Source organism: Flavobacterium koreense (genome assembly GCF_054776075.1).
The window spans coordinates 163818-185051 of sequence record NZ_BAAHCF010000002.1; the positions used below are offsets into that span (position 1 = coordinate 163818).

Genomic DNA, 21234 nt, shown 5'->3' on the forward strand with positions numbered 1-21234 from the left:
AATTATTTTTTATCATTTGCTAAAAAGAAATGGCGCGATTTTTTTGGATATTGGTTGTAACTTTTATCACTCGGATTTGCAATAACCGATTTGATATTGATTTCATCTCCTAATTTAAAATCCTTAACAACCATTTGATAATCTAATAAATATTCGCCACAGAAATAATTTCCGTTTTCGTCTTTTTCTATAATTCCTGTGTAAACTCCTTTTTCTTTCATGCTGAACTTGTTTCAGTATCGCTACTATTTTTTTATTTGATTTCAAAGATAATTAAAAAACAAAACAGCCATCGAAATGATGACTGTTTAAGTTGATTAATTATAATTATTTTTTATATTTAGCTATAATTTCTTTAATTACTTCGCTGGTTAGTTCATATCCTTTTTGTTGTGGCCAACCTTCCCATCTAACAATGCCATCTGGATCAATTAACACACAATGAGGGATGCCTTTTACAACATAACTATCGTTTAATCTTTTACTTGTGTCAATTGCGCTGTAATATTCAATTTTAGGATTGATTTGAGTTAAAACCTTTTCTTTAGTTTCGTCACTTATTCCTATCACAATTAAATCTTTTTCAAATTCTTTTTGAAATGAATTTAATTCAGGAATGGCTCTTTTACATGGTCCGCACCAAGTTGCCCAAAAATCTATTAATACAAATTTTCCTTTCAATTCAGGTTTGTCAGAAATCCACTCTTCAACAACAAAAGCAGGTGCTTCTTTATCTTGAAATGATTTTGCCCAAAGTCTTTTTTCTTGAGCTTCTGAAATCAGACTGAAAAACAAGAATAATATAATTGTGATTTTTTTCATTTACTTGTTTTTTACGAACCACACATTTCACAGTCGTCCGGACCAGCATTTTTTGCCATTTCAATCATTGCTCTGTATTCTTCGGCTGTCATTTCTACCGGTTCGTTTAGTACTGCAATTGGTTGTAATGGTTCAGTGATAGCATTTATTTCTGCTGCAGGTTGCTCTTGAACTTCAATTGGTTCGGCTTTTTTATCATTATTTAAAGTAAACTTGATGGCATCAACCGCAGCTTTTGTTCTTAAGTAATACATTCCTGTTTTTAAACCTGATTTCCATGCGTAGAAATGCATCGAAGTCAATTTAGCATAATTAGCATCTTGCATAAACAAGTTCAACGATTGCGATTGGTCAATAAAGTAACCTCTTTGACGACTCATATCGATGATGTCTTTCATAGACATTTCCCAAACTGTTTTGTAAAGTTCTTTCAAATCTTGTGGTACTGATTCTATTTTTTGAACCGAACCATTGTGACGCATAATTTCTTGCTTCAAGGTTTCGTTCCACAATCCTCTTTCTACTAAATCGTTTAGTAAGTGTTTGTTAACTACAATAAATTCTCCTGAAAGTACTCTTCTTGTATAAATATTAGAAGTGTAAGGTTCAAAAGCTTCGTTGTTTCCAAGAATTTGTGATGTTGAAGCCGTTGGCATTGGTGCAACCAACAATGAATTTCTAACACCATTTGCTAAAACTTCTTTTCTCAAACCTGCCCAATCCCATCTTCCAGAAAGTTCTTCGTCTTTAATATTCCATAAATTATGTTGAAATTCACCTTTAGAAATCGGCGAACCTTCATATGAAGAATAGGGTCCTTCTTGTTTAGCCAATTCCATAGAAGCAGTTACTGCTGCAAAGTATAATGTTTCAAAAATATCTTGATTCAATTGTTTTGCTTCGTCACTTGTAAAAGGCATTCTCATCATAATAAAAGCATCAGCCAAACCTTGAACACCAAGACCAACAGGACGATGACGCATGTTAGAGTTTTCAGCTTCTATTACAGGATAGTAATTTCTGTCGATAACTTTATTTAAGTTTCTTGTTACACGTTTAGTTACATTGAAAAGTAATTCGTGATTGAATTTTCCGTTTTCAACAAACATTGGTAATGAAATAGAAGCTAAGTTACAAACTGCAACTTCATCTGCAGAAGTATATTCCATAATTTCAGTACACAAGTTAGACGAACGAATAGTTCCCAAATTCTTTTGGTTCGATTTTCTGTTCGCTGCATCTTTATATAACATATATGGTGTTCCAGTTTCAATTTGTGATTCTAGGATTTTTTCCCAAAGTTCACGTGCTTTTACTGTTTTTCTTCCTTTTCCTTGTGCTTCATACGAAGTATATAATGCTTCAAATTCGTCACCATAAACATTGTCTAATCCTGGACATTCGTTTGGACACATTAAAGTCCAAGTTGAATCTGCTTCTACACGTTTCATGAACAAATCTGATGTCCACATGGCGAAGAATAAATCTCTAGCACGCATTTCTTCTTTTCCTGTATTTTTTTTCAAATCCAAGAAATCGAAAATATCGGCATGCCAAGTTTCTAGGTAAATCGCAAAACTTCCTTTACGTTTTCCTCCACCTTGATCTACATAACGTGCAGTATCATTGAATACTCTCAACATCGGAACAATTCCGTTTGAAGTTCCATTTGTGCCACGAATGTAGGAACCGGTTGCGCGAACATTATGAATTGCTAATCCAATTCCACCAGCTGATTGCGAAATTTTTGCCGTTTGTTTCAACGTATCGTAAATTCCATCAATGCTATCATCTTTCATAGTTAATAAGAAACAAGATGACATTTGAGGTTTTGGTGTTCCAGCGTTGAACAATGTTGGTGTCGCGTGTGTAAAGAATTTTTTCGACATTAAATCGTAAGTTTCAATAACTGATTCAAGGTCGTTTAAGTGAATTCCAACAGAAACACGCATTAACATATGTTGTGGTCTTTCAACAATTTTACCGTTGATTTTTAATAAATACGAACGCTCTAAGGTTTTGAAACCAAAATAATCGTAGTTAAAATCACGGTTATATATAATGTGAGAATTTAAAAATTCTGCATTTTCTTGAATTACATTGTGAACTTCTTCCGAAAGCAATGGCGCTTCTTGATTGGTTCTTGGGTTTACATAATGGTACATTTCATTCATCGTTTCAGAGAATGATTTGTTGGTGTTTTTATGTAAATTTGATATTGCGATTCTTGCTGCTAATTGAGCGTAATCAGGATGCGAAATCGTCATTGACGCTGCTGTTTCTGCTGCAAGATTATCTAATTCTGACGTAGTTACTCCATCATACAATCCTTCAATTACACGCATGGCTACTTTTACAGCATCTACTCTGTCATTTAAACCATAGCATAGTTTTTTAATTCTATCGGTGATTTTGTCAAACATTACCGGCTCTTTGTGGCCGTCTCTTTTTACTACGTACATAAGTTTTTGTGTTTTGTGAAATAGAAAATCCCTTCGCTATTTCGGGTTATTTGTAATAGTTTTTTGTTTTGCCACGAAGACGATAAGTCACAAAGTTTTTTTTTAGTTTTTTAAAAGAATATAATTATAGACTCTACAAATCCTTAATTTTCTTTGTGTCTTGGCGTCTTTGTGGCTAATTTTTTCCGTGACTTTTTATTAAAAATCAGCGTCGAAACTAATTTTGCTTGCTTCAGAATCAGAATTCATTACACCAGCTTTTTGGTATTCAGCCACACGTTTCTCAAAGAAATTTGTTTTTCCTTGAAGCGAAATCATGTCCATAAAATCGAATGGATTCGAAGAGTTGTAAACTCTATCGCAGCCTAATTCTACTAATAATCTATCGGTAACAAATTCTAAATATTGTGTCATCAAAGTCGCGTTCATTCCAATCAAACTTGCAGGAAGTGATTCGGTGATGAATTTTCTTTCGATGTTTAAAGCGTCAGTTAAAATTTCTGTGATTCTTGCTTTAGGAACTTTATTTACTAAATGGTGGTTGTGTAAATGCACAGCAAAATCACAATGCATTCCTTCGTCACGAGAAATTAACTCGTTAGAAAAAGTTAAACCTGGCATTAAACCACGTTTTTTCAACCAGAAAATTGAACAAAAAGAACCTGAGAAGAAAATTCCTTCTACAGCTGCAAAAGCAATCAATCTTTCTGCAAAAGAATCTGATTCTATCCATTTTAAAGCCCATTCTGCTTTTTCTTTAATAGCAGGAAAAGTTTCTATCGCATGAAAAAGTTCATATTTTTCTGCTTCGTCTTTTACGTAAGTGTCAATCAATAACGAATAAGTTTCGCTATGAATATTTTCCATCATTAATTGAAATCCGTAGAAAAATTTAGCTTCAGGATATTGTACTTCACTTACAAAATTTTCTGCAAGATTTTCGTTTACAATTCCATCAGATGCTGCGAAGAACGCAAGAATGTGTTTGATGAAGTATTTTTCATCAGCATTCAACTTATTATTCCAATCATTCAAATCGGTGTGTAAGTCAATTTCTTCAGCAGTCCAAATGCAAGCTTCTTGTTTTTTATACCATTCCCAAATATCTTGATGCTTAATTGGGAAAATTACAAAGCGATCTTTATTTTCTTGAAGGATTGGTTCTACGAAAGACATAATTATGGTTTTTATTAAGGTTTTTTTAACTTATTTCAACTGTTACAAAGATTGATAATTTTAAACGAAAAAGAAAGTCAAAGTTATTGACAATCGGCTTTAGTTTTTAACAATGTGTAGGAATACTACTAATTTTTACTTTTTCATAACTATTTGTTTAACAATAGTTTACAAACGTCAAAAAATGAAAAAACCCCTAAAAATAAGGGATTTATAAATTTTTACGATAAGTTTTCGTAATGTTTTTGAAAGGAAATTTTAAGTAAAAAATTAAACAAAAAATGCAACTTTCGATAGGTTGAAAGTTGCATTTTTAAATTTTCTAAGAATAGAAAGATTTACTCTTCTTGCTCAGCATCAATATACGTTTTGTTTCCGTTTTTATTGATGTAATATTTTCCACCTCTTGGTCCAGTGAATACTTTTTTACCTTTATATTTTCCAGTTACTTTATCAGCAACTTTTTTCTCTGCAGTTTTAGAAGCTGCAGTTTCTTTCATATCTTCTTTTTCTTCAGCTGCAGTTTTTTTAACTTTAGCTGCAGTTTTATTTGCAGTAGCTTTTGCTTTTCCTTCAGTAGCTTTCGCTTTTCCAGTTGCAGAAGCTTTAGTTTCTTTAGCTTTTGACTCAGCATCTTTGAAACGTTTGTCTACAGTTCCGTCTTTTTTAAGTTTTGTAGCTTTTTCTTCTGTTTCTTTTTTAGCTTTTGAAGTTTTAGCTTTTGCGTCTTTTGTAGTTTTAGTTGCTTTTTCTTCTACTTCTTTTTTAGCTTTAGAAGTTTTTGCTTTAGCATCTTTTTCTGTTTTTTTAGCTGCTTTTTCTGCATCTTTCTTAGCTTTAGCTTTCTCTTGTTTTAGTTTATCAGCTTTTTCTTTTTTAGCTTTTACTGCTTTTTCAGTTTTAGCTTTAGTTTTTGATGCTTTTTCTTTTACATCTTGTGCAAAAGTTGTGTTCGAGAAAATAAACACTAAGCATAATAAAATTAGTTTTTTCATTGTGAATTCGAAATTAGGTTATTAAAGTTTAAAATTAACGAATTTATTATTAACAACAATTATTCCAATATTATTTTTTTGATGTAGAACTATGTTTACACTAAAAGAATGCTCTCAATTGAACATTTCCTGTATGTATAGCATTGCTAGTATCAGATTTTCGTCCTTGATAGTTAATGTTAATGTCCAAATATTGTGTTAGATTTTTCTGTAAAAGTAAGCGCCAAGTACTGTTTTTACCAGGTTGTAATCCTTCAAGCATTTGAAAAGCAACAGGTGAAAGTGCGTTTCCAATGAACTCATTGTTATAAAGCGAGAATTCTCCATTGGCTGTAAATTTATTGTCGCTTGAATAATTAAACGAAATTCCGAAGCGTTGCTGTTTTAAAGATTCGAGTAAGTTTATAATGTTTTCTTTGTTTTTGTATTCATAAAACAGCGACAAACTTTTATTGTTCGAAAATAAATAGGAGATTTTGGGTTCTACAGCATAAGAATTCAATTCAAAGTTTCGTGTGGCATAATTATCTGAAATACTCTCGGAGTTTGAAACAGAAGAATCTAAATTAAATAACCAACTTTTTTTCACCAAATGTGCGTATTGCAACTGATTAGACTGTGTTGTGTTTTCTTGAGAACCGATAGACAACAACGTTTTTACTCTTCCATTTAAATGAGTGTATGTTAATGAGTGACGCTGCTTGCCTCGATTGTAAAACAAACTATTTCTAAAATTGGTATTGAGTCCAAGTAAATTATCTTCGCTAGTTGAAAACGGATTTAGATTAAAATTATCATTATCGCGTTGGATTTTTCTGTCTAATGAAAATGAAGTTTGGTTATAAAAAAAGGAGAGTAGTTTCTTGAAACCTTTATTGTTAATCCATTTGGATGGACTTAAAGTTACCGATTGTGAAAATTTATTTTGATGGGTTTTTACAAAAATTTGATTTGGAAGAAAAACACGAACATACTTTGCTTGATCTGGAAAAGCAGCGATTTCAAACTCTTGAAGCTCTTGAATTCCGTTGTTGTTGTAATCATTCCACATGTAAACTCCTTGTCCGGGATTAACCTCTAAATAAGTGAATTCCTGCTGAGCAATGGTTCCTGAAGCAGTTTCGTAGGCAACTGTGGTTTGAATTAACTGGTTGAAAAAATTATCATTGTAAAGCAATCTAGAATTCAATGATGGTTCTGTTGGAATAGTTGCATCGGTATATTTTAATCTTCGATAATTTACAAAAAGCGATAAGTTAGTTTTCTTATTTTGAATTAATTTTGATTTCAAATAATAAGAATCAGAAGTATTTACTCTTTGCAAAATTCCTAATTGTAAACTGTCGTTTTTTCGATTCAAATAACCAATTTCAGCGTAAACTTTTGTACTATCACCACGACCAATAAACGCTCCATATTCAGAAAAACGTTGACTTAATGTGGTAAATTGATTTGTGGCAACCAATTGTTCCTGATTGTCTTCAAGGTTAAAACTTCCACCAATCCAATTCTTTTTATAATGTAATTTTGCTCTAGTTTGATTTCGGACAAAGTCAGTATTTGAAATAGTCCCGGAGCTTTTCATGAAACTAGAATTTTGCTGAACAACTAATTTTTTATGTTTGAAACTTCCTTGAACAATATGTCGTGTTCCTGAAAAATTATTGGTAAAATCTAGTTTTTCTAGTTGATATTTGGCAAATCCTTTGGTTTTAAAATCAAAATTCAAACCTGAAACCAACAAACTTTGATTACCAGAAATGGTTGTTAAATTCCAATCACGATTGAATTCTATATTGAATAATCGTTCAATAGTCTTGAAATTTTGTTGCACCAATTGATAATTTGCAAAAGCATCAAGATTATATTTTCCTGAAAAAAGACGTTGTTTTCCGTTGATTTTTGTTGCAATTCCTTTGTTGTTATTGTCGTCAATGGTTGAATAGAGATTTAAATCGTTGTTGCTAACTCCTAGTTCAAAATCAATTGCGGTTTTCTCACTTGGATTATAACTTCCTAAAATTGTTGCAATTTGAATTTTTGTTGGAGCAATTAATCGTGTTATTGGTTCGTAATTTCCTTGAGGAATTCCAGCAATTGGAGCAACATATTCGTAGATTTTCCCAACGGCATTGTTGTTTGCTAAAACGTAATTTCCAAAGTTATTTCCAACCAATGAAAATCGTACATTATATAAGGTATCATTTGCATCATTTGAATATTGAAAAACTTCAACACCACCAATAATGACTTTTTCATACAAAACTTTATTTTCAGAATAAGAATCTTCGTAAGCTGATGGAGCAGTCATTAAATTGGAATCATCTCCAGCATTTTTGAGTACTTCAACTTGTTCACCAGATAAATTTTGTTGCAATGGTTGATTTTTTACATCATTTTCAGAATATAAAAATCCGCCAATAGACCATTTTTTTGTTTGATGATTCGCGCCACCATAGGTTACAAATCGAGTAAAATTTCTATCAGAATATTGGTATTCAATCACAATTCGCATTTCGGAAGTGATAGGAAATAGAGAAGTAAAGATGATTTCTCCTGCATTATAATCGATTATGTAATCGTTGTTTTCACCTCTTTTTAATAAAATTCCATTTACAAAAACGCGTTCTGAACCCGAAATTACTAGTACAAATAATTCTCCATTAGCACCACGCAATTTATATGGACCTTGATTTCCTTCTTGTCCAGTAAAGTTGCTTTTTGCATATTGACCACGAACAACTGCGCCAGAGGCAAAGACTTCAGTTTTATTTTGAGGTGTTCCAAAAGTGAATTTTGAAGATAATCCTTGAACTTTTTTGTTAAAATTTAAAAACTTAGATTGTCTGTTTTCAAGAAATAAATCACCAGCGCGAATACTCCATTTGTCTGAAAATAATTCGATAAATATTTGGTCAAATTCGTCTAAGGTTTGCGAATAGCCGCCAGCTTGCAAGGGAATATTACTATCTTGAATAGAAGCTCGAAGTGAAACTTTATTGGAGATTTTACCTGTAATTTGCAAATCAAGATTAGAATTTACTGTTGAATTTTGATTGTTACCAACAGTAATTCCACGAGTTATACTTCCAGAAGTATTCAGTCCGTCAAAAGGTTTGAAGGTTTTTAGATTGTCTCTTTTTACGGTGTATAAATTTCCGGCTTCATTAGAAACCACTCGTTTATCGTCATAAATAGAATAGGTTTTGGTAAGAAATTCAGGAAACTTTAAATAACGAATGGTCAATGAATCTTGAGAAACGTAATTGTTTTTGAAAATCAATTTTGAGTTTTGAAAATCTACTTTATAATAGGAAGAGTCGATTTCGATTCCTTGTTTGTTAAGAATTTTAAAGAATGATTTATTGATGCTAACGTTATCAATGGCGATGGTGTCTTTAGAAAAAGCTATTTTTTTGTTTTTATATGGCGTTTCTATTTCCTGAGCAAAAATGCCCGAAAAACAGAACAATAACATCCATAAAAAACTATTTTTTAACATAAATAAGATAACTCATAAATGTCAAAAGTAGTATTTATTATTGGAAAAAGTTGATTGGATTTAAGTATTAAAACAATCTAAATATTTGAAATTTCATTTCTAATGATATCAATATCAAAGATAATTTCTTTAGCCATTTCAATACCTTCTTTATTCAAATGTCTTAAATCATAATACTTAAATGTTTTATTTTTAAGATCAGCAGGATATTTTAAATAATGAAAAAAGTTAGATGGTGTTTCATTATTAGTTTTTAAAAATCTTGAAATTGGACTGTTGTCATTTTTTTTATTTAAACAATACTTTTCTAGTTTTTCTAACATTATTGGAGAATTTAATCCGATTTCAGAAATTGTTGAGAAAAGTTTTTCTAAGTTGTGACGAGTATCTATAGGGTTTTCTTGTTTCAACACAATTATTCCTTTCATTAATAGCTCTAATGAATGATAAAAATTAAATAAGATTGGCTGAATCACATTATAATCTGACCATTTTGTTTTTTCATTTAGTGCAAAATCACTCTCTTCTTTTGAAATATTTTCGTCAAAATTTGTTCTCAAGTAATTCGAATTACCTGATTTAATTAGTTCTTCGAGACAATTTTTGGTTAATTGAAAGTAAGGATATGAAAAAGCAATTAATGGTGATTGTTCATTCATAATTTTACTCCTTAGTAACAATCTGCATGGTTTCTCTTGAAATTTGTTTTACTAAAACTGTTTTGTCTTTTTCTACCATTTCTGCTGCTTCTTTAGAGAAGTGACGAATGGTGTAAAGCGAAACATTTTCGTTATATGAAACTTTAAATTTCTTTGAAAGAATAGTTTTCAATTCATTGAAATTCCCAAATTTATCTTCAATACAAATAGAAAAACTGATGGCTGTGTTTTGAATCAAACTTACTTTGATTTTATACTTATGTAAAAGCGCAAAAATTTCACTGATATTTTCTTCCATGATAAAAGAGAAATCTATGGAGGAAAGAGAAATTAATAATTGGTTTTTCTTTACAATAAAACACGAAGTTTTTGGTTCCAAATCAGCACCTTTAGAAACCGAAGTTCCAGGTAACAAAGGGTTTATAAAGGATTTTACAAAAAGCGGAATTTCTTTTTTCTGTAAAGGTTGCAAAGTTTTTGGGTGAATTACAGAAGCTCCATAAAATGCTAATTCTATAGCTTCACGATAAGAAATTTGATTTAATAGAATAGCATTTTCAAAATATCTTGGGTCGGCATTCATTACTCCAGGGACGTCTTTCCAGATGGTTACGCTTTCCGCGCTCAAGCAATAAGCAAAAATTGCAGCTGTATAATCAGAACCTTCACGACCTAAAGTTGTGGTAAAGTTATTTTCGTCTGAACCTAAAAACCCTTGTGTAATGTTTAATGCTTTTTTCTTGATTCCTTTAGAAATCAATTTTTGAGTTTGTTCCCAATCTACATTGGCATCGCGATAAGTGGCATCGGTTTTAATGAAATTTCTAACATCAATCCAATTGTTTTTTAATCCTTGATGATTGAAATAATAGCTTACGATAGTAGTTGAAACAATTTCTCCATAACTAATTACTTGGTCGTAAACGAAGTTGTAATTTGGAGATTTATTACTTCTTAAAAAATATTCTAAATCGGCAAAATGACTATTTACAGCAAAGAAAACATCATGTTCTTCATCATCGAATAAGTCTAATAAAATTTGGTTGTGGTATTTTCTAACTTCTTGTAAAGATGCATGAAATTCGTTAGATTTTTCAAAATAATTTTTGATTACAATTTCCAAAGCATTGGTTGTTTTTCCCATTGCAGAAATTACGATTAACACATCTTCATGACCTGTTTTTTGTAAAACATCAAAAACATTTTTTACACCATCGGCATCTTTCACTGATGCACCACCAAATTTAAATATTCTCATATTAGTATTAAGACTTTAGTATTAAGTATTAAGATTTTATTCTTTTAGATTTTATTTAAAAAATTATCGATTCCATTTTCATCCATTTGAACAACATCCCAATCAGCTAGAATTTTTGCGCCACTTTTTTTGTAAAATTCAATTGCAGGCGTATTCCAATCAAGAACATTCCATTCAATTCTTCTCACATTATCGCGTTTTCCTTGGGCTATGATTTCGCTGTAAAGTGCAAATCCTGCTCCGGTTCCGCGTTTGTTTTCTTTTACAATTAAATCTTCAAGGTGAATTGTTTTACCTTTCCAAGTAGAATATCTGTAATAATAAAGTGCAATTCCGATGATTTCTTGGTTAACTTCTGCAACAAATGTATGAAACAAAGGGTTTTCTGCAAAACCATCACGAATTAAATCGTCGACATTTATAACAACGGCATCAGGTTCTTTTTCGAAAATTGCTAATTCTTTTATCAACTCTAAAACAGACGGCATGTCGTTTGGAGTTCCTTTTCTAATTATCATAGTAAAAATAGTATTGCCCAAAAATACAAATTCCAAACTCCAACTGCAATAGTGGAATTTGGAATTTTTAAAAATATCAGTTTTAAGAAGTTATTTCTTTTTCTTCTTAGTAGTTGCTTTTTTAGTAGTAGTTTTTGTTGCAACTGCTTTATTATTTATTGGTTTTTGAACGTATGCTTTGTATAGCCCATCAGCAATTGCTCTCTGTTTAGCAGTTTCAGCTCTTTCTTTTGGGTCAGGATGTGAACTCATCATTCTTGATAAAAAATCGGCTGATGCACCACCACTTTGAGAGGCTAATAAGTTAAAAGCTGATTCAACTGCGTTTACATCATAACCATGTTTCTTCATAAAATCATATGAAAAAGTATCTGCTTCAGATTCTTGTTTTCTGCTGTGTTTGCTGTCTAACATTGCGTTTCCAATTTGACCTAATTGGCTGTCTGTTAGTTTGGCAACTTTATCAGATTGTGATGAAACTGCATCAATCAGTGCAGCTTTTCTTAACGCAGCTTTCATAGCGTCTTTTGTATCTTCATTGGCAACGTGACCAATTTCGTGACCAATAACGGCAAGCAATTGATTGTCATCCATAATATCCATTAAACCTGAATAAACACGAACACTACCATCTGCAGTTGCAAATGCATTTACATCTTTTGTTAGATATACTTTGTAGTTTAATGCTAATCCGTTTTCGCTTGCATGTTTCCCAAAAATTCTGTTTAGTCTAAGTGTATAACCATCTTTTGGACCTGCAACAACGTTTGTTGAATCCATTTTTCTAACAGCTTCTTTAGATAATTTTGCTGCATCTTCATTAGAAAAAGTAAAACTTGCAACTCCATTTTGTAAAGCTCCTAGCGCTTTTTCTCCCAAGTTAATTTGAGCATTAGTTTTAGAAATATTTAAAATGACTAACAAAGCAATTGCTAAAAATGATTTAATTTTCATTGTATTATGATTTAATAAATTAATGAACAAAGATAAAATAAGTTTGATAATAAATTTGTAGTATTAATTCGTTTAATTGATTTGAAATTTAATAAAATAAACGATATTTGCACAAATAACTACAACGATTTCGTAATGGAAGAACGCAATAAAACCTTAGGTGAATTTATCATTGAAAATCAAAATGCTTTTCAGTATTCCTCAGGAGAATTATCAAGAATTATAAACTCAATTCGACTGGCAGCAAAAGTTGTTAACTACAAAGTAAATAAAGCTGGATTGGTTGATATTGTTGGAGCTGCTGGAGAACAAAATGTTCAAGGAGAAGACCAACAAAAATTGGATGTTTATGCCAATGAAGTTTTTATTCAAACGTTAATCAATCGTGAAATTGTGTGTGGAATCGCTTCAGAAGAAAATGACGATTTCATTACTGTTGCAGGTTCAGATAATTCTCACAGTAATAAATACGTGGTTTTAATGGATCCTTTAGATGGTTCTTCTAATATTGATGTGAACGTTTCTGTTGGAACAATTTTTTCTGTTTTTAGAAGAAAAACTCCTGTTGGAACACCAGTAACCAGTGAAGATTTTTTACAACCAGGAACGCAACAAGTAGCTGCAGGATATGTTATTTATGGAACTTCAACGATGTTGGTTTATACAACTGGTCATGGTGTAAATGGTTTTACTTTAAACCCTGCTATAGGAACTTTTTATCTTTCACATCCAAATATGCAGTATCCAAAAGATGGAACTATTTATTCTATAAATGAAGGAAATTATGTGCATTTTCCTCAAGGTGTAAAAGATTATATCAAATATTGTCAATTAGAAGAAGGCGATAGACCTTATACTTCAAGATATATTGGAAGTCTAGTTTCCGATATGCATCGAAACATGATTAAAGGTGGAATTTATATTTATCCAACAAGTTCAAAAGCGCCAAATGGTAAGCTTAGATTGTTGTATGAATGTAACCCAATGGCTTTTATTGCTGAGCAAGCAGGTGGAAGAGCTATTGATGGTTATCAAAGAATAATGGAAATTCAACCAACAGAATTACATCAAAGAGTTCCTTTTTTCTGTGGAAGTTACAATATGGTTAGTAAGGCAGAAGAATTTATGAAAGCATCTGATTTGTAGAACAAATTCTACAAATACATAAAATACTGAAAAGTAGCTTAGTTGAAAGAAAAATTACTAAATTTGCAAACATTTTTTTCAACAAAAACTACTTACTTATATGTCTAAAAATCAATCAAAAGAAACAGAAGCTCCAGCAGTAAACCCACTAGAATCTGCTCAAAGATTGGAAGCTATCAAAAACCTGATTTTTGGTGAAAACATTCAGCAAATTGATCAGGAATTTCAAGCGATTAAAAATCACATTGAAAAAAGAAAAGAGGAATTAGAAGACTTTATTGCTGAAACTCGTAAGGAGTTGAACAGTACTATCGATAATTTAGCTACCGATTTAAACATCAGAATTACTGATTTAGAGAACAGTATGAATGATAAAACGGATGAATTAAACCACAAAAAAGTCGATAGAAACTTACTTGGAACACTTCTAGTTTCTATGGGCGAAAAAATAATGAAGGACTAATTCATTATTATGACAGATTCAGAGAAATTAATTAAGCTCAAAGAACTTCTTCTTAGTGAGGACAGAGATTTTGCGCAAAATATTTTACAAAAATTAGATTCTCTTGAAGATACGGTTAACACGCACGAAAAACTTTCTGAAAAAGTAAACCCAATTATTGATAAAAAAATAGACACTTTTGTGGAAGAAATTCCAACAAAATTAGGTCCAGTTATTGCCGATGCTTTAACTAAATCGCAAGATAAAGTTGTTGAAGCTCTTTTTCCAATCATTGGTAAAATGATAAAGAAATACATTCAGCAAGAAATAAAAGCGCTTTCAGATTCTATTAATAGCCAAGTTCAAACCACTTTTTCAATTAAAACCTGGCAACGAAAAGTTAAAGCGATTTTCACAGGAGTTTCCGAAAAAGAAATCATTTTGAGCGAAATGAATCAAACTTCTGTCGAACAAATTTTTGTTATCGAAAAAGGTTCAGGTTTGATTATTTCAAGTGCATCCAAAAAAGAAAGTATTGATGAAGATATGATTGCTGGAATGTTAACAGCGATTAAAAGTTTCGTTGAGGATGCTTTCAAAAAAGACCAGCAAAGCTTAGAATCAATTCAATATGAATTATTTGAAATTCATATTCAAAATTTTACTTCCTATTATTTTGCAGTTGTAATTTCAGGAGGATTTGATGCTTCTTTCAAAAATAAATTAGAAAATAAATTATTCGATATTGCTTCTCATATTAAAACAGATGCTGTCGATAAAGAACATATAACCATTAAGCTAACAGAATTCATCCATGAATAGTTCGAAAAAAGTTGTTTTAGTAGGACATTTTGGTGTTGGAAAATCTTCTTTGATGAGGCGATTTGTTCAAAACACATTTTCTGATAATTATATTGTTACTATTGGTGTTCATATTCTCAAAAAAGAAATTAAAATTGAAGAACTAAATCTAACTTTAGTAATTTGGGATATTGAAGGAAAAGACGATATTCAAAAAGTACGTTCGTCTTATCTTTTAGGTACTTCAGGATTTATTTATGTTATCGATCCAACGCGTTCACAAACCTTTGAACGATTTAACGAAGAGATTGATTTTTTAAAAACAACCTATCCAACTTCAAAAATTGTTTCTGTTGCCAATAAATCAGATTTAATTGATATTGAGGAATTTAAAAAATTACTAGAGCAAGAAAACATTTCAATTGATTATTTTGCAAGTGCCAAAGAAGGAATTGAAGTTGAAAATTTATTTCAAACAATTGGACTGAAAATGGTAAAAAATGTTTGAGCAAATTAGAAATAAATATCTCTATAATAAAACTCAAATTGTAGTTTTAGACAAGCAAGGAATTGTTTTACATTCCGATGATTTGCTTTATAAAATTCAGAAACAAACTTCGATTTCTGATTTTCATCCTTTTTTCGAGACTATTATTTCTTTGATTGATTTAGAATACAACGAGTTTACATTTAGCTGTATTCACATTGATTATGAAGGAATTAAAAAAACTATTGACGTCATTTTCAATTCAGGTTCAAATAATGAAAATCCGTTTCTAATTTTTATTGATTTTACAGAACACTACAATAATTTTCAAAGCATTGCCCAAGAAAAAAATGAATCTGTTCTTAGTTTTCATTTGGCGGAAATAAAAAACCAACAATTACAATCGGAGAAGAATTTTAAAAACAAATTCTTAGCCAATGTAAGTCATGATTTGAAAACACCATTAAGCGCTTCGTTATGGTTTTTGGGAATGTTAGAAAAATCTGAAATCACTTCTTCTCAAAAAGAAATGATTGCATTAATGAAAGAAACAACAAATCATATAAAAGAGCTAGTAGATGATATTTTAGATTTATCAAAAATAGAAATGGGGCAAATAAAACTTCAAACTGCTCCATTTGATTTTATTGAAATGCTTTACCATATTGAAAAAATTATAGCTCCAAAAGCAAGAACCAAAAAGCTTGATTTTCAAATTGTAAAAGATAAAAACCTACCAAAATTAGTGGTTGGTGATAAAACTAGAATTGTACAAATTATTATCAATTTGCTAGATAATGCCATAAAATTTACCAAAAAAGGCAGTGTTGTTCTTTCGGTTGTTGTAAAAGAAATTGAAAGTAATAATGCTACAATTTTGATTAAAGTTGCCGATACAGGAACAGGAATAAAAGCTAATGAAAAAGGCGAAGTTTTTCAAAGTTTCAAAAAGCTTCACGATTCCAAAAAAATTGATGGTTCAGGTTTAGGACTTTCTATTGTTTCAAATCTATTAGAATTAATGGGAGGTAAAATAGATTATCAAACAGAATTAAATGTAGGTACCACTTTTGAGATTGAAATTCCATTAGAAATTAAAGAAAGTGAAGTTGGTACTAAACCATTTGAATTTATTGAAATCATCAATAAACTTAATGTACTTATTGTAGAAGACGATGAAATTAATCAACTTTTATTGATGAAATTGTTATTAAATCATGGTGGATTTAATATTAATATTGCTAATAATGGTTTGCAAGCTATTGAAATGGTAGAACAAAATCCATATGATTTAATTTTTATGGATAAAGAAATGCCCCAAATGGATGGCTATCAAACTACAGTTGTTTTGAGGGAAAATATAAAAAAAGAAATTAATTCTATTCCAATTATTGGCGTTTCAGGCCATCCTGTTGCTAATCAAAAGGAGATTTTTGACGCAATGGGTTTTAATGGGTATATAACAAAGCCATACAAGAAAGAAGAAATTTATGAAATGGTTTATGAAGTATTAAAACTAAAAAAGTCCTAAGAAATTAGGACTTTTTTATATTTCAAAGAATAATTATATTACTTATTCATGTGAGTCATTTCAAAAGTAAATGTGTCTAAATCAACACCCATTACTAATAAAGACAATGCTTTGTCAACTATGTAATTTACATTTCCTGGAGTAAAACCTAATGCCAAAGCAAAACGAGTTAAAATTTCTTTTTGCTTAGGTCCAAGAATGTGATCTGCATAAACCATTCTTGATAAATCATACAAACGCTCCAATCTGTGCGCATAAGAATACGGCGGATTGATTGGGTATTTCAATGGATTTTCAAGAATTTCTTCATATTCAGCTGCCGAAATTTCTAATCTTACAGCTAGTTTATCTAAAAATTCTTTTTCTTCTTTGCTCAAATCTCCGTCAGAAGTGGCAACACGAACAATAGCCGAAAAATGACCTTTATTTCTCGTTTTAAATTCGCTATCAAATAAATCTGAAAATGACATAATTATAATGGTTTTATTATGCAAATATAATTCAAATTCCTCAAAAACCGAAAATGTTTTTCATCGAATTTAAGATAATCTTTTCTGCCAAATTCAAAATAAATTGTAAGTTTACATTCCTAAAAATTGCTAAAAACCGAACTTATGTCAGATTTTTGGATTTATTTCAAAATTGGTCTCAACCATGTTTTAGACATCAATGGTTATGATCACGTTTTATTTCTAATAGCTCTAACCGTTCCTTATGCTTTCAAAGATTGGAAAAGAATACTTCTATTAGTTACCATTTTTACCATCGGACACACGCTTGCTTTGATGCTTTCTGTTTTTAATATCGTAACTGTTCAAGCTAATATTGTCGAATTTTTGATTCCAATTACGATTCTAATAACAGCATTTTTCAATCTTTTTACAGCAGGAAAATCCTCAAAACAAGAAAGTATAACCTTCATAGGAGCCATAACTTTATTCTTCGGAATCATTCATGGATTAGGATTTTCAAACTATTTTAAAGAAATCCTTCCAGGAAAACCAACTGACAAATTGTGGCCATTACTAGAATTCGCACTCGGAATTGAAGCCGCGCAAATTATTGTAGTTTTAGTAGTTTTAATTTTATCATTCATTGTTCAAACCTTATTCCGATTCAGTAAACGCGATTTTACATTAACCATGTCAGCATTTGTCATTGGAGTTGTAATTCCGTTAATCATAGAAAGTCCAATTTGGAAACGATAATATTAGAATAGGAGCCAATCAGTAGTTATATTTGTAATTGTAATTCCTGCTTTCCGCACTACATGGTAGTTGCTACAATCAGGGCTAAAGGAGATACCATTTGAATAGAGTTCAGAAATAAATAAAATAAACTTTGTGCCTTCGTGCCTTAAATAAATAATGAAGAGATACTGAAACAAGTTCAGCATTAATATGAAAGACAAAAAACAAAACAAATACGATAAAGCCTACTTAAGAATTGCGGCTGAATGGAGTAAACTTTCTTATTGTAAGCGCAAGCAAGTAGGCGCAATAATTGTTCGCGACCGAATGATAATTTCCGATGGCTACAACGGAACACCTTCAGGATTTGAAAATTGTTGCGAAGATGACGAAGGACTAACACAATGGTATGTGCTTCATGCTGAGGCAAATGCTATTTTAAAAGTGGCACGTTCTACTCAATCTTGCGATAACGCTACTTTATATATTACACTTTCACCTTGTAAGGAATGTAGTAAATTAATTCACCAATCAGGAATAAAACGAGTGGTTTATCAAAATGGTTATCGCGACAGATCAGGAATTGATTTCCTTGAAAAAGCAGGAATCGAAGTTTCTCAAATTGAAGAGTTAGATTAAGTTTTATAAAGTTTTAGGAAATAATAGGATATGTTTAACGTTCCTATACTATAAACCTTTGTAATTTTGACAAGCTAATTAATTGTTTTTCATGAAAATTAATAAAATCTACATACCATTACTTTTTTTCTCGTGCGTGGCGCTGGGCATTGTTATTGGTGGTTTGATTAATTATCCTGTAGCAAAACCTTCTTTATCTAAAAACGATTACAAAACAAAACTAAATAAACTCATCAATTTTATTGATAATGAGTATGTTGATGATGTAAAAACCGACTCCATTGTAGATTTAACGGTTAATAACATTCTTGCTAATCTTGATCCACATTCAGTTTATGTTCCGCCAAGTGAGCAAACCGCTGTTGCTGAGAATATGAAAGGCGATTTCGTTGGAATTGGTGTAAATTTCTACAATTATAATGATACAATTGCCGTTATAAAACCAATTGAAAATGGTCCAGCAGAAAAAGCCGGAATCAAATCTGGTGACAGAATTTTGTATGCTGATAATTTCAAGCTATTTGGTAAAAAACTAAAAAACGAAGTCCTTTACAGCAAATTGAAAGGTGAAAAAGAATCGGAAGTTACCCTGACAATTTACAGAAAATCTGAAAATAAAAATCTGAAAATTAAAGTAATACGCGATATCATACCTATAAAAAGTGTTGACATTGCGATTTTATTGAATAAAACTACAGGTTACATAAAAATCAATCGTTTTGCTGAAACTACAGCTGATGAATTTCATACAGCTTTACTGAAATTGAAGAAAAGTGGCATCAATTCACTTGTAATTGATTTACGTGAAAACGGTGGCGGATTTATGGAAATGGCAGTAGAAATCGCTGATGAATTATTGAAAGATAAAGAATTAATAGTTTTTACTAAAAACAAAAAAGGAAGTATAGATAAAACTTTTGCAACAGACGAAGGTAATTTTGAGACTGGAAAAGTAGCTGTTTTGATTGATGAAAATTCAGCTTCTGCAAGCGAGATTTTAGCTGGAGCTATTCAAGACAACGATAGAGGTTTGGTTTACGGAAGACGTTCTTTTGGAAAAGGATTGGTGCAGCGCGAAATGGGTTTTGATGACGGTTCAGCAGTGCGATTGACCATTGCAAGATATTACACACCAAGTGGAAGAAGTATTCAAAAACCATATGTAAAAGGTCATACTGAAGAATATTACAAAGAATCTGAAACGCGTTTTGAAAGTGGCGAATTGTATGAAAAAGGCAAAATAAAAATTGCTGATTCGTTAAAATTCAAAACCAAAAAAGGAAGAACAGTTTATGGTGGTGGCGGAATTGTTCCAGATGTTTTCGTGCCTTTAGAAGTAGAACACGGGCAAGAAAGTTTAGAATATATACTTCAAACAGGTATCGTTGGACATTTTGTTTTTGAACAGTTAGATCAAAATAGAAATGCTTTCAAAGGAGATGATTTTCAAAAGTTTCAAGCTAAAATGCTAAACAATGAAACCTACATTAGTTTGTTCGAAAAATACCTTTCAAAAGCTGGTTTAGATATTAGTTTGAACAAAAGTAGAGCATTAGTAAATCGTTACATCACTGCAGAATTTGCTCGTCAATTATTTGGAGAAAATCAATATTATCAGATTATTTTGAAAGAAGATAAAATGGTGAAAACGGTTTTGAATGGTAAATAAATTACTATGGAAAAAGTAATAGATGATTTTAGTTTAGGTTTGTTTCTTTGGCAAATCGCTATTCTATTAATTTCAGTGATCGTAATTGTATTTTTATACAAACTATCTAAAAGAATTTGGAATTTTTACCAAAAAGATAAACCTACTTCCTTATAGAATCGTGCGCTTGACTCGAAATCCCATCATTCCACAACGTTAGAATATCGGTTGCTACGGCAGCGCCACTTCCTGCAGCGATTGCTAATTGACTTCTGTGTCCGGCAAGAGTTCCGGCTACATAAATTCCGTCAGCAACTTTGTGGTCATCGTTTTTTAATTGGATGCGTTGTTTTTCAGCAATTGCTTTTTTGTGAGGTTCAACGTAATGCATTAAACCTTCAATTGCAAACGTATTTGCTGAGCCAATTCCAACAACAATATTTTTAGTTTTGTAAGAGTTTTTATTTGTGATTACATTGAAATTTAGAGAATCACCTTCAATTTTAAGTACTTTTTCGTTCTCAATTTGTTCTACGTGAGGATATAAATTTTGAAGTTGTTCTAAACTTTCAGTTAAAAGTTCAGAGCCTAATTTTCCAGCAGGAATTCCGTAAGCATTATTGAATAAGGCTTCTTGTAAAGAAGAGGTTTTTTGATGTGTAATAATTCCGATTTTTTTATCTTGAGCAAAGGCTTTTTTATGAGCCGAACCTAATACTAGTGCACAAGAAACTCCAGAAACGCCACCGCCAATTATTAAAACATCAAACATGAATTTATTGATTTTTTAATTTCTCTTCAATTTTTTTAGACATTTTGAAGATAAGTAAAATTAAAACAGCGCAAAAAGCAGCAGCAATTCCAACTAAAGCAATCAAACTATCACCTTCAAATGGATTTTGAAAATCAAGTAAAGTAATGTTGAAACCGATTAATCCAATTGCAACTAAAATCAATATAGTAGTAAAAATTTTCATTGATAAATATTTGATACAAAAATAATA

General features: G+C 31.1%; 21 protein-coding genes. 8 read left to right on the plus strand and 13 right to left on the minus strand.

Features of this window, described 5'->3' with window-relative positions; all coding sequences use genetic code 11:
- Positions 1–2: 2 nt before the first annotated feature.
- The 10 genes from ACYU7A_RS01010 to ACYU7A_RS01055 form a co-directional block, all read right to left on the minus strand.
- On the minus strand, positions 3–221 hold the full coding sequence (locus ACYU7A_RS01010) for a hypothetical protein (RefSeq protein ID WP_460573553.1): 219 nt from the start codon (positions 219–221) through the stop codon (positions 3–5).
- 106 nt (positions 222–327) lie between these two features.
- The gene (locus ACYU7A_RS01015; protein WP_460573555.1) at positions 328–822 is read right to left on the minus strand and encodes a TlpA family protein disulfide reductase; all 495 of its coding nucleotides are present in this window, start codon (positions 820–822) and stop codon (positions 328–330) included.
- 11 nt (positions 823–833) lie between these two features.
- Complete coding sequence (locus tag ACYU7A_RS01020; protein ID WP_460573557.1) at positions 834–3284, minus strand: ribonucleoside-diphosphate reductase subunit alpha; 2451 nt, start codon at positions 3282–3284, stop codon at positions 834–836.
- 198 nt (positions 3285–3482) lie between these two features.
- On the minus strand, positions 3483–4460 hold the full coding sequence (locus ACYU7A_RS01025) for a ribonucleotide-diphosphate reductase subunit beta (protein WP_460573559.1): 978 nt from the start codon (positions 4458–4460) through the stop codon (positions 3483–3485).
- A 338-nt stretch (positions 4461–4798) separates the two neighbouring features.
- Positions 4799–5455: a hypothetical protein gene (locus tag ACYU7A_RS01030; protein ID WP_460573561.1), complete on the minus strand. Its 657-nt coding sequence runs from the start codon at positions 5453–5455 to the stop codon at positions 4799–4801.
- A 100-nt stretch (positions 5456–5555) separates the two neighbouring features.
- Positions 5556–8957 (minus strand): hypothetical protein, encoded by a 3402-nt coding sequence (locus ACYU7A_RS01035; protein WP_460573563.1) that lies wholly within the window; start codon positions 8955–8957, stop codon positions 5556–5558.
- 77 nt (positions 8958–9034) lie between these two features.
- Positions 9035–9616, minus strand: coding sequence for a hypothetical protein (locus ACYU7A_RS01040; protein ID WP_460573565.1), 582 nt, complete (start codon positions 9614–9616; stop codon positions 9035–9037).
- Positions 9617–9620: 4 nt separating this feature from the next.
- Positions 9621–10874, minus strand: a complete 1254-nt coding sequence (locus ACYU7A_RS01045; RefSeq protein WP_460573567.1) for an aspartate kinase — start codon at positions 10872–10874, stop codon at positions 9621–9623.
- Between the two features lie 44 nt (positions 10875–10918).
- On the minus strand, positions 10919–11392 hold the full coding sequence (locus ACYU7A_RS01050; RefSeq protein WP_460573569.1) for a GNAT family N-acetyltransferase: 474 nt from the start codon (positions 11390–11392) through the stop codon (positions 10919–10921).
- Positions 11393–11482: 90 nt separating this feature from the next.
- The gene (locus ACYU7A_RS01055) at positions 11483–12346 is read right to left on the minus strand and encodes a M48 family metalloprotease (RefSeq protein WP_460573571.1); all 864 of its coding nucleotides are present in this window, start codon (positions 12344–12346) and stop codon (positions 11483–11485) included.
- A gap of 135 nt (positions 12347–12481) precedes the next feature.
- On the opposite strand from ACYU7A_RS01055, the gene fbp reads away from it, so the two are divergent.
- The 5 genes from fbp (at position 12482) to ACYU7A_RS01080 (ending at position 16753) form a co-directional block, all read left to right on the plus strand.
- Positions 12482–13492, plus strand: coding sequence for a class 1 fructose-bisphosphatase (gene fbp / locus ACYU7A_RS01060; RefSeq protein WP_298306221.1), 1011 nt, complete (start codon positions 12482–12484; stop codon positions 13490–13492).
- Positions 13493–13592: 100 nt separating this feature from the next.
- Complete coding sequence (locus tag ACYU7A_RS01065; protein ID WP_298116569.1) at positions 13593–13955, plus strand: fructose 1,6-bisphosphatase; 363 nt, start codon at positions 13593–13595, stop codon at positions 13953–13955.
- Positions 13956–13964: 9 nt separating this feature from the next.
- Positions 13965–14756, plus strand: coding sequence for a cell envelope biogenesis protein OmpA (locus ACYU7A_RS01070; protein WP_460573574.1), 792 nt, complete (start codon positions 13965–13967; stop codon positions 14754–14756).
- Entirely contained in the window at positions 14749–15243 is a 495-nt protein-coding gene (locus ACYU7A_RS01075; protein WP_460573576.1) for a Rab family GTPase, read from the plus strand. The genes ACYU7A_RS01070 and ACYU7A_RS01075 overlap by 8 nt, the downstream gene beginning before the upstream one ends.
- Complete coding sequence (locus tag ACYU7A_RS01080) at positions 15236–16753, plus strand: hybrid sensor histidine kinase/response regulator (protein ID WP_460573578.1); 1518 nt, start codon at positions 15236–15238, stop codon at positions 16751–16753. Before ACYU7A_RS01075 ends, ACYU7A_RS01080 begins: the two co-directional genes overlap by 8 nt.
- Before the next feature lie 38 nt (positions 16754–16791).
- On the opposite strand, the gene ACYU7A_RS01085 is transcribed toward ACYU7A_RS01080, so the two are convergent.
- A complete protein-coding gene (locus ACYU7A_RS01085; RefSeq protein WP_396142841.1) occupies positions 16792–17223 on the minus strand; it encodes a TerB family tellurite resistance protein in 432 nt (143 codons plus the stop codon).
- Positions 17224–17367: 144 nt separating this feature from the next.
- Between ACYU7A_RS01085 and ACYU7A_RS01090 the strand changes: the two genes are divergently transcribed.
- From ACYU7A_RS01090 to ACYU7A_RS01100, 3 genes are all read left to right on the plus strand, one after another.
- On the plus strand, positions 17368–17961 hold the full coding sequence (locus ACYU7A_RS01090; RefSeq protein ID WP_396142843.1) for a HupE/UreJ family protein: 594 nt from the start codon (positions 17368–17370) through the stop codon (positions 17959–17961).
- Between the two features lie 192 nt (positions 17962–18153).
- Positions 18154–18582, plus strand: a complete 429-nt coding sequence (locus ACYU7A_RS01095) for a deoxycytidylate deaminase (protein ID WP_460573580.1) — start codon at positions 18154–18156, stop codon at positions 18580–18582.
- Positions 18583–18673: 91 nt separating this feature from the next.
- Positions 18674–20251, plus strand: a complete 1578-nt coding sequence (locus tag ACYU7A_RS01100; protein WP_460573582.1) for a S41 family peptidase — start codon at positions 18674–18676, stop codon at positions 20249–20251.
- A 142-nt stretch (positions 20252–20393) separates the two neighbouring features.
- On the opposite strand, the gene ACYU7A_RS01105 is transcribed toward ACYU7A_RS01100, so the two are convergent.
- The gene (locus ACYU7A_RS01105; RefSeq protein ID WP_460573584.1) at positions 20394–21002 is read right to left on the minus strand and encodes an FAD-dependent oxidoreductase; all 609 of its coding nucleotides are present in this window, start codon (positions 21000–21002) and stop codon (positions 20394–20396) included.
- 4 nt (positions 21003–21006) lie between these two features.
- The gene (locus ACYU7A_RS01110) at positions 21007–21207 is read right to left on the minus strand and encodes a hypothetical protein (protein ID WP_460573586.1); all 201 of its coding nucleotides are present in this window, start codon (positions 21205–21207) and stop codon (positions 21007–21009) included.
- Positions 21208–21234: the final 27 nt, after the last annotated feature.

What these genes read in the sequence shown, in the direction of transcription:
- ACYU7A_RS01010 (WP_460573553.1), bottom strand. Translation starts at nt 221, where the DNA reads ATGAAAGAAAAAGGAGTTTACACAGGAATTATAGAAAAAGACGAAAAC.
- ACYU7A_RS01015 (WP_460573555.1), bottom strand. Translation starts at nt 822, where the DNA reads ATGAAAAAAATCACAATTATATTATTCTTGTTTTTCAGTCTGATTTCA.
- ACYU7A_RS01020 (WP_460573557.1), bottom strand. Translation starts at nt 3,284, where the DNA reads ATGTACGTAGTAAAAAGAGACGGCCACAAAGAGCCGGTAATGTTTGAC.
- ACYU7A_RS01025 (WP_460573559.1), bottom strand. Translation starts at nt 4,460, where the DNA reads ATGTCTTTCGTAGAACCAATCCTTCAAGAAAATAAAGATCGCTTTGTA.
- ACYU7A_RS01030 (WP_460573561.1), bottom strand. Translation starts at nt 5,455, where the DNA reads ATGAAAAAACTAATTTTATTATGCTTAGTGTTTATTTTCTCGAACACA.
- ACYU7A_RS01035 (WP_460573563.1), bottom strand. Translation starts at nt 8,957, where the DNA reads ATGTTAAAAAATAGTTTTTTATGGATGTTATTGTTCTGTTTTTCGGGC.
- ACYU7A_RS01040 (WP_460573565.1), bottom strand. Translation starts at nt 9,616, where the DNA reads ATGAATGAACAATCACCATTAATTGCTTTTTCATATCCTTACTTTCAA.
- ACYU7A_RS01045 (WP_460573567.1), bottom strand. Translation starts at nt 10,874, where the DNA reads ATGAGAATATTTAAATTTGGTGGTGCATCAGTGAAAGATGCCGATGGT.
- ACYU7A_RS01050 (WP_460573569.1), bottom strand. Translation starts at nt 11,392, where the DNA reads ATGATAATTAGAAAAGGAACTCCAAACGACATGCCGTCTGTTTTAGAG.
- ACYU7A_RS01055 (WP_460573571.1), bottom strand. Translation starts at nt 12,346, where the DNA reads ATGAAAATTAAATCATTTTTAGCAATTGCTTTGTTAGTCATTTTAAAT.
- fbp (WP_298306221.1), top strand. Translation starts at nt 12,482, where the DNA reads ATGGAAGAACGCAATAAAACCTTAGGTGAATTTATCATTGAAAATCAA.
- ACYU7A_RS01065 (WP_298116569.1), top strand. Translation starts at nt 13,593, where the DNA reads ATGTCTAAAAATCAATCAAAAGAAACAGAAGCTCCAGCAGTAAACCCA.
- ACYU7A_RS01070 (WP_460573574.1), top strand. Translation starts at nt 13,965, where the DNA reads ATGACAGATTCAGAGAAATTAATTAAGCTCAAAGAACTTCTTCTTAGT.
- ACYU7A_RS01075 (WP_460573576.1), top strand. Translation starts at nt 14,749, where the DNA reads ATGAATAGTTCGAAAAAAGTTGTTTTAGTAGGACATTTTGGTGTTGGA.
- ACYU7A_RS01080 (WP_460573578.1), top strand. Translation starts at nt 15,236, where the DNA reads ATGTTTGAGCAAATTAGAAATAAATATCTCTATAATAAAACTCAAATT.
- ACYU7A_RS01085 (WP_396142841.1), bottom strand. Translation starts at nt 17,223, where the DNA reads ATGTCATTTTCAGATTTATTTGATAGCGAATTTAAAACGAGAAATAAA.
- ACYU7A_RS01090 (WP_396142843.1), top strand. Translation starts at nt 17,368, where the DNA reads ATGTCAGATTTTTGGATTTATTTCAAAATTGGTCTCAACCATGTTTTA.
- ACYU7A_RS01095 (WP_460573580.1), top strand. Translation starts at nt 18,154, where the DNA reads ATGAAAGACAAAAAACAAAACAAATACGATAAAGCCTACTTAAGAATT.
- ACYU7A_RS01100 (WP_460573582.1), top strand. Translation starts at nt 18,674, where the DNA reads ATGAAAATTAATAAAATCTACATACCATTACTTTTTTTCTCGTGCGTG.
- ACYU7A_RS01105 (WP_460573584.1), bottom strand. Translation starts at nt 21,002, where the DNA reads ATGTTTGATGTTTTAATAATTGGCGGTGGCGTTTCTGGAGTTTCTTGT.
- ACYU7A_RS01110 (WP_460573586.1), bottom strand. Translation starts at nt 21,207, where the DNA reads ATGAAAATTTTTACTACTATATTGATTTTAGTTGCAATTGGATTAATC.